Origin of the sequence: Paenibacillus marchantiophytorum, assembly GCF_014640555.1 — a bacterium.
Classification (GTDB): Bacteria; Bacillota; Bacilli; order Paenibacillales; family NBRC-103111; genus Paenibacillus_E; species Paenibacillus_E marchantiophytorum.
The window spans coordinates 447,152-460,175 of sequence record NZ_BMHE01000001.1; the positions used below are offsets into that span (position 1 = coordinate 447,152).

General features: G+C 47.0%; 10 protein-coding genes. 4 read left to right on the plus strand and 6 right to left on the minus strand.

All coding sequences use genetic code 11. The features are described 5' to 3' along the window. The first annotated feature begins 27 nt into the window (after positions 1-27). Positions 28-1,254, plus strand: a complete 1,227-nt coding sequence (locus IEY34_RS02000) for a PASTA domain-containing protein (protein ID WP_189006786.1) — start codon at positions 28-30, stop codon at positions 1,252-1,254. Positions 1,255-1,368: 114 nt separating this feature from the next. Here IEY34_RS02000 and IEY34_RS02005 read toward each other — a convergent pair whose 3' ends face one another. From IEY34_RS02005 to IEY34_RS02025, 5 genes are all read right to left on the minus strand, one after another. Next, positions 1,369-2,211, minus strand: a complete 843-nt coding sequence (locus tag IEY34_RS02005; protein WP_189006789.1) for a carbohydrate ABC transporter permease — start codon at positions 2,209-2,211, stop codon at positions 1,369-1,371. A gap of 12 nt (positions 2,212-2,223) precedes the next feature. Next, entirely contained in the window at positions 2,224-3,102 is an 879-nt protein-coding gene (locus IEY34_RS02010) for a carbohydrate ABC transporter permease (protein ID WP_189006792.1), read from the minus strand. A gap of 81 nt (positions 3,103-3,183) precedes the next feature. Further along, positions 3,184-4,521, minus strand: a complete 1,338-nt coding sequence (locus tag IEY34_RS02015; protein WP_189006795.1) for an ABC transporter substrate-binding protein — start codon at positions 4,519-4,521, stop codon at positions 3,184-3,186. A 129-nt stretch (positions 4,522-4,650) separates the two neighbouring features. Next, entirely contained in the window at positions 4,651-6,240 is a 1,590-nt protein-coding gene (locus IEY34_RS02020) for a response regulator (protein ID WP_189006798.1), read from the minus strand. 6 nt (positions 6,241-6,246) lie between these two features. Further along, positions 6,247-8,043 carry a sensor histidine kinase gene (locus tag IEY34_RS02025; RefSeq protein WP_189006801.1) on the minus strand — a complete coding sequence of 599 codons (1,797 nt, stop codon included), beginning with the start codon at positions 8,041-8,043 and terminating at the stop codon, positions 6,247-6,249. 218 nt (positions 8,044-8,261) lie between these two features. Between IEY34_RS02025 and IEY34_RS02030 the strand changes: the two genes are divergently transcribed. The 3 genes from IEY34_RS02030 (at position 8,262) to IEY34_RS02040 (ending at position 10,884) form a co-directional block, all read left to right on the plus strand. Next, entirely contained in the window at positions 8,262-9,065 is an 804-nt protein-coding gene (locus IEY34_RS02030; RefSeq protein WP_189006803.1) for an ABC transporter ATP-binding protein, read from the plus strand. 86 nt (positions 9,066-9,151) lie between these two features. After that, positions 9,152-9,769: an ABC transporter permease gene (locus IEY34_RS02035; RefSeq protein ID WP_189006804.1), complete on the plus strand. Its 618-nt coding sequence runs from the start codon at positions 9,152-9,154 to the stop codon at positions 9,767-9,769. Positions 9,770-9,798: 29 nt separating this feature from the next. After that, on the plus strand, positions 9,799-10,884 hold the full coding sequence (locus IEY34_RS02040; RefSeq protein WP_189006806.1) for an ABC transporter substrate-binding protein: 1,086 nt from the start codon (positions 9,799-9,801) through the stop codon (positions 10,882-10,884). Between the two features lie 1,300 nt (positions 10,885-12,184). Here IEY34_RS02040 and IEY34_RS02045 read toward each other — a convergent pair. Next, a complete protein-coding gene (locus IEY34_RS02045; protein WP_189006808.1) occupies positions 12,185-12,997 on the minus strand; it encodes a cupin domain-containing protein in 813 nt (270 codons plus the stop codon). Positions 12,998-13,024 lie beyond the last annotated feature (27 nt).

Sequence of the window (13,024 nt, forward strand, 5' to 3'; positions counted from 1 at the left end):
AGCCACCTAGGAGAGGATGTCATTCGCATGCACAATAAAATGGGAACAAGATATAAACCTGGAGCTCTGATCCTCTCTTTACCACAGGGAAATCTGACTTACGGTGACGATATCTTTCTAACACGCAAAGTTCATCTTTATCATATAAAATTACAACCCGGACAATCCGGCGTAGAATATATAAGCAAGTTAAATCACAAAGCTGCCTTCATCCACGATGGTTTTCAACATATTCTGGATACCTCTGTCGACGAAACTTCCGTAACCATTATTTTACAAGCAAAGCCCGGCTCCTTATTTTCACAACGAATGAAGGGATGGACATATCCAGCTATCGTCGCGCTAATAGCAGATTTAGGCGTCTCCCTGCTCGATGCGATGGAAGAGCGGATTACCGGCTTTTCCGTGGACGCAGATAATCTCTGGTTATCTGATCATGACAAACTGTCCGTCATCAATTACTGGGATGTAGGCCATCCACAGACCCAAGGAGCTGTGGGACTATGCCGCTTAATGATTCAGCTCTTTACTGGCGCGGAGACGATTCCGGGCGCTTTCGAGGTGATGCACACCCATTTGGAACGCGCTTCTATTCCTACGGCTACCTATGAGCAGAAAATGGCACTCATTCGTCTGATCAAACTCGTTTGTCAAGGTCAAGCCTCCCTCTCCTCCCTCATATTCGGTTTAAGGAGTCTGCCTTCAACCGCTATAGAAGCTGTTTCGACGCCTACTCAGCCTTCTTATCAACGGAAACCATTACCGGAGACGGAAGAAACAGCTTCTGTTGAGGATGCAAATGAAATCCGCGAGGAGCCGCGCGCACGAACTAAAGGCGATCAGCCTGTTAGTTGGCTAACCAAAGCAGGTCTGGGAGCTATCGCAGTTCTGGTCATCGTCATTATCGTCGTCTGGGCCTTATGGCCCTCCAACACAGATCATCCTGCAGCCGTGACGCCAACCCAAACAAAGTCGGCACCGACTCCTACAGCAACACCGACAGCTAGCGCTGTCCCGACGAAACCTGCCGGAGATGTTAACAAACAAGCGGAAGAAGTCGTCATTCCGAACCTGGTAGGCCAGACACAGGAAGAAGCTGAGCAACTGATGCTTGCTGTTGGACTGCATTACAACTATGTCATTGAAGCAAGCGATCAGCCCAAAGGGACTGTTACCAAGCAGGACCCTAAGTCTGGTAGCAAGGGGTTGCAAGGTGACAATGTCACGTTTTGGGTTAGTAAGGGCAGTAATTAGTCCGTTTCAGTGAAAGGGGCTGTCCCAAAATGAGTTCATCTCCAGGCTGTCTCTTGCTTTCAATGTTGAACTATAAAAAAAAGAGCCCCCAAGAGGCTCTTTTTCATGTACCCATTACCCTTTTACAGCTGAACCAACAGTTAACGCTTTTTCAACTTGCTCGCTGAACAGGACATAAACGAGGACCGTCGGCAAGCTCGCGATCGTCATAGCCGCGCCCATAGCTCCCCAATTAGTCGTGAACTGACCTTGGAAAAATAAAAGACCCAGCGGCAGCGTCTTCAAGGATTCCTTGGTGATCAAGATGAGGGCCATGGTGAATTCATTCCATGCCGCTAAGAAGACGAAGATTACCATCGTAGCAATCGCTGGTTTGATGATAGGCAGAATAATCGAATAGAATGTACGGTAAATACTGGCTCCATCCATGCAGGCAGATTCTTCAAGTTCAACGGGAATACTACGAAAGAAGCCGTAGAACACCATGCTGGAAAATGAGATGTTAAAGGCAATATAGGGAACGATTAAGGCCCAGTACGTATTCGCCAAATGGAATTCGCGCACGAGAATCGCGAGCGGTATCATAATCACTTGGACGGGAATGAACATGCCGATCACAACGTAGATGCGAGCCGCTTCCTTCCAGCGCCACTGCATTCTCGCAACCGCATACGAAAACGTCACAGAAAGTGCAATCGTACCCACAACGGTTGCCGCAGCCACCAGCAAGCTGTTGCTGAAGTAGACCGGGACATTAAATCGGGACCAAGCATCCACATAATTTTCAAACCGCAAATGCGTTGGAAAACCAAATGGATTAGTAACGAAGATTTCATTATTATTTTTGAGCGAGTAAAAGACCATCCAAATCAGCGGATAGACCGACAAGCCTGCATACACCCATAAGAAGATGCCCAGGAGCGGATTCTTTTTACGCAATTTGAGTATTCCGTTCATCTGTCATCCTCCTTAGAAAGAAATTCGTTCTCTGGCGATCAAACGGTTAATCGCAAGCGTCACAATCAAACATTCGATGACAAGGAAAGCTGCCGCGGCGCTGCCGTAACCGAACTCGCCTACACGGAATGCCGAGCGATACATCAGATAAGTCAGCGTGTAAGTGGAGTTCCCTGGACCCCCGCCCGTCATAATAAACATGTTGGCAAATGCATTTAATCCACCAGTAATTGCCAAAACCAAACAGAATTTATAGGTTTCAGCCAACATGGGAATCGTAATGGAGATGTGCGCTCGTAACTTGGAAGCACCATCGATACGCGCGGCCTCCAAGTACTGTTCTGGAACGGATTTCACTGCCGCCAGCAACAGCGCGAACTGATACCCCATGTACTGCCAAGCATTCACGAAAGCAATGGCAAAAATGGCCGTTTTGCTGTTCGTCAACCAATCTTGGCGATAAGAAAGGCCTAGTGCTTCAAACACTTTATTGATCAACCCATATTCACCGTTATACATCGCCAGCCAAAGCTGACACACAACCGTAATCGAAAGCACAACAGGAATAAAGTAACTGATGCGCAGAAACTTGCTTCCCTTGAAACCTTCGGCTACGGCAAAAGCAAGCACGCTGCCGATACCAATTTGAACGACTGCTAAGATGCCTGCAAAAACAAGACCATTATACAAAGAGGTATAGAAAATGCTGTCTTGAAACAAGCGAATGTAATTATCTAGAAAAATAAAAGTGCCTTCGCTGAGTCCATCCCATTCGAATGTGCTGCGATAGAAAGTTTGTAGAATCGGATAAAACACAATTACTGTATACAAAAGGAGCGCAGGCAGCGTAAACAACATAATCGCCGCCCTGTTTCCCATGAATTTGCGCATGTCATCACTTCCCTTTTTTAGTAGAAAACTCACACCGGACTTGCGATCCAGTGTGAGTTTCCTTTTCCATAGAAACTTCTTTTATTTCGCGGTTACTGCGGCTTTATTCAAGTCTTTAACGAATTGATCTGCTGTGTAGTTACCAGTCATCAAGTTTTGTGTGGCATCTTCAAGTGCTGCTTTGAATTTAGGATTGGACAATCCCCATGAGAAAGCTGTTGTGCTTGTTGTTTTCGGAATATCTTTGGACAGTTGATCCATCATAGCCGGGAATGGCTTCACGATCGGCTTGTCAACTTTCGTTGCCACGATAGGATTGCTGCGGTTTGTGTATTTGTACTCGGCATATTTCAAGGAAATGAACGATGCTACTTTTGCTGCAAGCTCTTTGTCCTTAGTATTCGCGGATACGGCATATCCACCAGGTCCACCGCTGCCGCTGAATGCTGTTTTGCCTTTTTCGTAAGCAGCTGCGTCTGCAGCCGGAAGGTACATGTAGCCTGCTTTGTCGCCAAGCGCTTTGGTTGCTGCTTCTATTTCCCATTGACCGTTGATGAACATCGCTGCTTTACCTTCATGGTAAAGGGCTGCTGCTTGGTCATAGTTCAAGTTGGTTGCACCCTTTGGCAGCATGCCAGCTTTTACAAGCTCAATGATTTTCTCGGCAGCTGTTTTGTAGGCAGGATCGTCAGCTTTAGCCAATCCTTTATCCAGCTTCGTTACACCAGCAGGCTCAGCACGCGATACGAACATGTCATAAAGCGCTACGCAAGGCCATTTCTCTTTGGCGAAGATGGATAATGGCGTTATCCCTTTGGCATTGAAGGCTTGAACAGCCGTCATCATTTCATCGTAGGTTGTCGGCACTTTCACACCATTTTGCGTAAATAGATCTTTATTATAATAAAGAAGAGCTACTTCGTTACCGGCATAAGGAAGTGCGTACGTATGTCCATCATCCGTAACTAGCGTGTTCATCGCGCTAGGCTGCATTTTATCTTTGAAACCTAATTTCGTTACGTAATCGTCCAAGACCAAGATGTTGTTGGATTTTTTAAATGTATCAATAATGTCCAGCCCTGCTTGGAAAATGTCCGGCAAGTTGCCTGTAGCCGCATAAGTTTTCAACTTCTGACCATCATCTTGTGCTTGAATATCAAGCTCAAGCTCAACATTCGGCATTTCCTTCTTCAGTTCCGCAACCGCATAGTCATAAGGTGTTTTTGTATCTTCATCTGCATATTGCGCATAAATTTTGAGCTTAACCGGCTTTGCGTCCGATTTAGCCGCTGCTGTTGCTGCCGCTGTAGTTGCAGGAGTTGTTGTTGCGCTTCCCTCTTTGGTCGTGTTCGTGGATCCACAAGCCGCTAGACTTGTTGCGGCAAGTAAACTTACCAACGTGACTGCCATCTTTTTCATTTGTTTGGACCTCCCAGGCATCGTGTGCGTTTCTCTTCTTTACAAGATTGAGTATAAAAGGAAATGAGCCTTGTGATAATGGAATAACTGAGGGCTTCTTGTAAAATCCGCACATTTCAGAAATCACCGCTACAACCGATTATTCTCATATTCACTAGGGGAATATCCAAAAAACTTTTTAAAACTTTTACTAAAATAGCTGGGATCGCTGAATCCGATCTGTTCAGCAATATCCGCTAACCGGATGTTCCCTTTGCCGAGCAGATCTTTGGCTCTATGCATACGAATATGCGTCACATAATCAGTAACGGTCATCCCAATTTCCTTCTTAAACACAGCGCGCAAGTAGCTGGAATTAATAAAAACCTGTTGAGCGATTTGGTCGAGCTGCAGCTCCGGATCACCATAGTGCTGTTCTATATACTCTTTGGCCGATTGAGCAATTTTGGACGAGCGCGTCTTTCTATGCTTGCCTGTATAGACAATAGCCTGATGGAACAACTGCTTAATCCACACCGAAGTAGCTTCGATGGATTCCAAGCGCTTAATTTCACTGTATGGGAAAAAGGCTTCTCCGAAGCAGTCTTCAATCGGATGTCCTGTTTCCGTCACATACGACAAGCAAACCGAAATCAAGCCCATACTAATGACATACGTATAGTCAAGAGACAATCGCTGTTCACGAATGGACTGAAAGATTTCCTCCAGCTTCGCTTCAACCTTTTCATCGTTTTGCATACGCATTTGCATCAGGATATCTTCGTTCACCTCTGTAGGATAGAAAGCTTGTCCCCCTGTCTCGAGTGCCGTGGAACCAAAAGCTATGACACGGTCATTGCCAAGCACAAACTTGTTTTGCAATCCCTCGAGCGCTTCCAGATAGGAAACACGAATGCCTTTATAGCCAGAATGACTTCGCCCCACGCCGACCGTGATGGTGAACTTCAAATATTTTTTGATCAGAAAACATAGCTTCTCATAGCCACCGAGCATCGGTATTTCCAGACTTTCTTTCCCTTGATGCTCAACTAAACAAATAATGCGCCCCTCCGGTCCATTGAAGATCAGATGGTTCTCGGTTTCCTCCAATGCTTCGTTGAGAATATTCGTTACCGCATACTTCCATAGCAAGCGTTCGCTCACTTTATTCCATTTGAGATCCATATTATCAATCTCGATGCAAGCTACAACAAAGCAAGTTGACTCGAAAGACTCACCGAATTGCGCAAGTTTCAGCCGCGTTTCCTCGTCGGAATGATTATAGTCGCTGCTGAGCAGGTGGTTAAGAAAGCTCTCCTTCATCAACTGCTGATTTTCCTTGAGCGTCGACTTCTCCTCTTGTGCCCGCTGATGCTCCTTCTGCAGCTTGAGCAGCGTCAAAATCAGCTCATCTTTGGAAAAAGGCTTGAGAATATAATCCTCAACGCCCAGTTTGAGCGCTTTGCGCGCATAATCGAATTCGTTATGCCCCGTAATCAAAACCACACTGGTCTCAGGATAACGCTCCTTTAATTGCTCCGTTAAGCTGAGTCCGTCCATGAATGGCATCGTGATATCCACCAAGGCAATGTCCGGATGATGGCGGTCCACCTGTTCCAACGCTTCAATCCCATTCTTCGCTTCCGCACAAATCTCAAAGCCATAAGCTTCCCATTCTAAAGCCGTACGCAAGTATTCACGGAAAATGGATTCATCATCCACGATCAATATTTTCTGCATGTCTTCTTATTCCTCACTTTGAAAAGGGAGCCACAGGGTCACTTCCGTCCCCTGCCCCAATTGACTTTGGATTTGTAGACCATACTCATCGCCAAAATATAACCGGATGCGATCATTGACATTCCGCATGCCGAATCCAATCGCATCTTGCGGTGTTATCTGATTCATCGCCCAAGCCTCCAGACGGTCTGGCGGCATGCCCACCCCATCATCACTGACCCTGATCCGGATCTTGCCTTCGACGATTTCACCCGTTACCTTAAGAAGTCCGAGACTTCCTTTGGTCTTCAACCCGTGATAGATCGCATTCTCCACAAGAGGCTGGATGGTAAGCTTGGGTATCAATCCGCTTAGCGCATCATTATGAATATCGAATTCATAGTTAAATACATCGGAATAGCGGATACGCTGGATCGATAAATAGTCTTTCACATTGCGGACTTCTTCCTCCAGCGTAATCGTTTCTCGCCCTTTGCTTAGCGCGACCCGATAAAAATCGGCCAGCGCTTTGGTCGTACGCTGCACGTCCCTAGCCCGTCCCATCTCCGACAAGGTGTAGATCACATCCAGCGTGTTATACAGAAAATGCGGTTTAATTTGGGCCTGAATGAGTGCGAGTTCATATTCGCGTTTCTTTTTTTGTTCAAAATTAACGTTCGTTAAGAGCTCTTGTATACGCTGAATCATCGCGTTAAAGCCGGACGCCAGAAGTCCGATTTCATCCTCGGAATCAACTTGGAATTCTTGGTCCAGCGTGCCTTCTTTGACCTTCTTCATATGCTTGGTCAGCCCCATAATCGGCTTTGCGATTAATTGGGACAGCATCCCTGCCCCCAACAAAGCAAAGAACAAGCAAACGAATCCAATCAGCACGATGAGCAGCGTGATCTTACGCGTATCTGCGGTTAAGGACTCCAGAGGCGCCATTGAGATCAGCTTCCAGCCGAAGCTGGGAACATCGGAGCTGACAACAAGCGTTTTCTCATGCTGAAAGGAAGTCAAATCCGATTGATGTGTGCTGGAGGTGATCCACGATTTCAATGCCGGGTCGGCCACTTCCTGAAGGACTTCCTGCGGCTGTTGTGACGAGACGACCACACCTTGCTCATTGACAATGAAGTAGCTGCCATCTTGTATGGAGCCGATTTTCTGATAAATCGAGGATAACGAGCTTTCTTTGATGTTCAAAACGAGAATCCCCAGCTTCTGTCCGGTATAAATATTCACGATCCGCTTCCCGAGCGTCATAACAGTTTCACCGGAATCATGTGTCAAATAGTCTCGCCGCTGCATGGGATACCAGATGTTATTTCCGCTCGAGCTGTCAATTTGACGCAGCATTTCGCTGCTGCGAATCTGTTCCAAATTACGTTCCAACAACAGATTTGATCCAAAAACCCGGTTGCTCGTATCAATAAAGGCCGCAGACTGCACATCCGGAAAGACGAGCAAGGCAAAACTCAATTGGTTCGTAATCTGCGTATATAATTGCAGGCTCGTTTCGGGAGCCCCCTGCGTTTGCGGATCTTCAACAATTACTTTATTTAAATTGATCGTCAGCATATTCGCGCAGCTTTCCACATTCGTCAACATGCCCGTAATTCGTGTAATAATCAGGGATGAATTGTCGGAGACATTCTTGATTGTCTTCTTGACAATGGCATCTGTGTACACGTGATTGGAGACAAAGCCCAGAATAAACAACGGAATGAAGATCAGCGGAAAATAAATAAAGATGATTTTATAGCGAATGCGTTGATTGCGAAACCAATTCATCGATAACCTTTTTTGTGAAAATATCATGCTATCCCCCCTGCGATTCCCTAAACACTTGGTAAAGAATTCAGCTTAGCATTGAAATATCGTGGAATCAACTGGTTGGCTAATAATCATTTATTGGTCTAGAACAATGAGACATATAGGGATTTTCATATTGGATACAAAAAATAGCGGCTGATACAATAAAATTAAATACCGATAATCCTTAGTGGAATTATAGGTTTATAAAAGGAGGTGAATCCATGCCCGAAGAGAACGCCTTTTTACAATTGCAGCAGTTGAGTGTTACCTATCCAGGTGAAGCCCATCAGGTTTTAAGTCCGCTTAATATCCAGATCAATGAGGGAGAGTTCGTTTGTTTATTAGGTCCAAGTGGTTGCGGCAAAACGACACTGCTGAACTGCATGGCTGGTTTTCAATCCTATGAAGGAAATCTCTTGCTCCAGGGACAGCCCATAACGAAGCCTGGTCGCGAGCGCGGAGTGGTCTTTCAAGAATATGCCTTATTTCCCTGGTTTACTGTGGAACAGAATGTGATGCTTGGCCCCCGAATCAACGGGCTTCCAAAAACGGAACGCATACGCATTGCTCGCAAATGCATTCGAATGGTCGGACTTGATGGGTATGAAACCTATTACCCGAACCGTTTATCCGGGGGGATGAAACAACGGGCCAGCTTGGCAAGGGCGTTAGCGAACGAGCCGTCCATCCTGCTGTTGGATGAACCTTTTGCCGCATTGGATGAACAAACGAGAGAAACCATGCAGAGTGAATTGCTGCGCATTCAAGATGAGAGCGGGGTCACCTGTGTATTCGTCACTCACAGCATTGCGGAAGCCGTTTATCTCGCGGATCGAATTCTCGTCCTATTGCCTAAACCCGGTCGTATAGCGCTGGATCTTAGGCTCAAACTGCCGCGAATCCGAGACAGGAATGATGATCGTCTTTTCCATTATCAGAAAATGATCAGTTCGGTGCTGCGAGAGGAGGAGATTCCATCCTTATTCTCGGCAAGAAAACAGCTATCCAATCCCTTGGCATTATAGGCGTACTTATCTTATGGGCGTTCATAACGTCGCTACATATTGTCCCACCTGCACTACTTCCAGGCCCGCTTGAAGTTGGCTCAACCATGGCTGGCATGCTGGCAAATGGGTCATTGCTTACGCATACGCTTGCCAGTCTTCAGCGCGTGCTCCTCGGGTTTCTGCTCGCTTTCAGTCTCGCGCTTCCGCTTGGCATCGCCATGGGCACTTGGACTTGGTTGAGAAATGCCTTATCCCCGCTGATCGAGCTCATCCGGCCCATCCCCCCGATTGCCGTGATCCCGCTAGCCATTCTTTGGTTTGGTATAGGCGAGATGTCCAAACTATTTATTATCGTTTTCGGAGCATTATTCCCCATTCTGCTAAATGTCATCGGAGGCGTCAGTCAAACGGAAGTCCTCCATATCAAAGCAGCTCAATCACTCGGCGCCAGCCGCTTTCATATTTTCTATTACGTTACTTTGCGGGCGGCGATCCCAAACATCGTTATTGGCATGCGTTCCGGTATCTCCATGGCTTTCATCTGCCTTGTCGGCTCCGAGCTTATCGCTGCGAATGCGGGGCTTGGTTTCCTGATCCAAGAAGGTAGATCTTTATACAAAACGGACCAAGTCATTGTTGGCATGATCGCTATTGGCTTAGTCGGATTAACCATCAATCGGCTGCTAATCGCACTAGAAAACCAACTGATTCGTTGGAAATAAACGCACACACAAACGGAGGCATTTACCCTATGCAATTTTATACTCAAAGATTTACTCAGCCATTTAAACGTCTAATCCCTCATCTTCTCCTTATTCTGGTTGTGTTTGTTGCAGCTGCGTGCGGACAAACCAAACAAGCTGCTGCTCCCTCCAGTTCACCTGCTGCAGCAGCGCCCAAGCTGGAGACGACTGCTCTCACCATTGGTTCAGGACGCGATCCTCAATTGTCGCCACTCCTGATTATTGCCAAAGAGCAAGGTTATTTCCAAAAAGAAGGACTAACCGTGGATCTCAAATTATTTGCCGCTGGTCCTGATGTTGTTTCGGCCATTGCTTCCAAGAGCATTCAGTATGGTTCCACGGGAGATATCCCTCCCCTTATTGCCAAAGCTTCCGGCCTGCCGCTGCAAGCCATTGCGCAGCATTCCGATATTTCAGGTGTACAAACACTTGTGGTCAATCCGGATAAAATAAAAAAACCGGCGGATTTAAAAGGTAAAAAAGTCGCCTATGTTTCCGGCACCGCATCGGAAGCCTTTTTCCTCAAAATTGTTGAAAAATACGGGATCGACGTCAGCAGCATTCAAGCCTATAAAGTAGGTCCAACCGAAATTTTGCCTGCTTTTCAGAAAAAAGATATCGATGCCTTCGTCATTTGGCAGCCCATTGCCGCTAAAGGCGTCAAAGAAGCTGGCGGACTTCCACTTCTCACCGCTACTCAATCCTATGTCCCAGGGGAAGAAGGCCCCCAAGCCCTGTTCGCTTCTTACTCCCTGCTTGTCGGCCACAAAGACTTCCTGGACAAAAATCCAGAAACAACCAAAGCCCTACTCCGAGCCTTGCGCCAAGCTGCCGCCTACATCAAATCCAATCCAGACGAATCCGCCGCCTATGTCAGCAAAACCTTGGACACAGAGGTCGATTCCATCAAAAGCATCTTCAAACTAAATAAATACGCGCTGGACATTACGCCTCAAGTCGTTGATTCCTTAGCCAGCATTTCTAACTTTCTGCTCAAAAACGAAAAAATAAAAGCCGTGCCCGATCTGAAGGAATTCATTCAAACTTCCTATTTGAAAGCCGTCGATCCGGCCTTAGTTACTTGGACGCCTTAACGTGCGCAAACCCTCGATTCCACTTTGGTGGGATCGAGGGTTTTTGGCATGTTTGGCGACGCATTGAACGTTATCTGTTCAGGGATCGTTGCGCATGAACGAGGAGATTAGGAGGAACGAAGGCTTTAGTGGAACGACCAGCGCAAGAGGAACGACGATTCGCTATCTGTGGCGAATCGCCAGATTTTCGCACCCTCGAGAGTCTACGATCCGCCATAAAGAAAAAACCTAGCCTGCGGCTAGGTCATCAAGCCAAGCCAAGCCAAGTCAAGCCAATTCAAGCCAAGCCAAGCCAAGCCAACGAACCTTGGGACAAACCCGAACCCCTAACGAACTCAATACCCTTTATTCGCTCAAAATCGCCCATTCTGAAAATCTAATGAATCCCAGAAGCTCTATTACAAGCAAACGACCACCTTTCCGCCTAAAATCTGCTCGATAGCGCCAATTCAGTTCATTAAATCTCCAAAGTAGCCAATTTCTCCTGTATAAGCATCGTACAGTTCATTAGGCCTTCTGAAACCGAAAACCGCCACAGCAAAAAAGTCTGCGGTGGACGGCAATAAGAAAAAACCTAGCCTGGCGGCTAGGTCATCAAGTCAAGTCAAGCCAAGTCAAGTCAAGCCAAGTCAACGAACCTTGGGGCAAGCCCGAACCCCTAACGAACTCAATACCCTTTATTCGCTCAAAATCGCCCATTCTGAAAATCTAATGAACCCCAGAAGCTCTATTACAAGCAAACGACCACCTTTCCGCCTAAAATCTGCTCGATAGCGCCAATTCAGTTCATTAAATCTCCAAAGTAGCCAATTTCTCCTGTATAAACATCGTACAGTTCATTAGGCCTTCTGAAACCGAAAACCGCCACAGCAAAGAAGTCTGCGGTGGACGCCAATTAAATAAGGGGTAAGCTTCGCTCACCCCAAAACATATAAATTCTTATATATTAAAGAAAAAAAGGCTTCGCGGCCCTGAGAGATCAGCCTATTAGTAGCGACAAACCCTGTTAAGGGAACTAGAGGACGCTATATAGGCAACTAGCAGGGATGCGAGGGCAGTAGCGGAACTACAGGGTCTTATTTCCACGAAAAACGCTGAATTTGCCTTGAAACAGCAAAATAGCGGATTGTAGTTCCCTCACCACCGCGATGGTACTTTTGGCTAGAATAGCGGACTGTAGTTCCCTCCCTCTGTTCGCACAAGGCGGCTGGAGTAACTCCGCGCTCACTCCAAAACATATAAACTCTTATATGTAAACAAAAGGAGCTAAGCACAAACAATCTGCTTAACTCCCCAAGTACTACGGATTCCTTACTTCCGCTGAGACTCCCGCAAAGCGGTAAAAGCTTTCATCGAACGGCACTGGCCCTCCGGAGGTTACAAACCGCTTGGCTCCCTCTCCCGTATAGAGATTACGGGTGCCGTGGAAAATGCCCTGCGGCACATAGATCAGATCACCTGCCTCGAATGTTTGCCATTCTCCGTTCAAATACACCTCACCCTTCCCTTCGATGCCAATAAATAACTCACTGGATGACGGGTGCTGGTGCACAGCAAAGCTTTGCCCAGGCTCCTGAATGCCGCAATGGAGCGACAGCTGTGCACTTCCGGTGCCAGGCCAGAAGAGGAAATTCATGTTCGCAGGGTTCTCAACCTGCTGTGTTGGATCATTTCCTTTATAGGCTTTCAACTGCGTTTCCTCGTTGTATAGCTCATTAAACAATCGCGGATGCGTTGCCCTAGGGGCTCCTTCAGGCAGCGGGCTTTGCCAGATATAGAGCGTAACCGTCTCTCCCTGATCCGCATGTACGGCATAGTCGACGCCAGAGGGAGCATGCAGCGCAGAAGTTGCCGATACGCCCTGAGTTTCCGTTCCCACACGCGCGCTGCCAGCTCCACTGTGGATAATGGCGACGATCTCTTGCGCAGTCCCTTTCTCGCAGCTAGCCCATGTTCCGCCTGGCAATAGGCGCACAACTAAACCAGTAACATGCACTGCGCCCTTGTCCTCTGTGACAGGTTTCGCAAGTTGATACGTTCCTCGATCTTCCCATTCGAGCTCCGAAGCTTTAATTACCGCACCTGATAATAATGGTTTAACGGCTGTTGTCATCGTAATTCCTCCTTCAACTTTTACCCT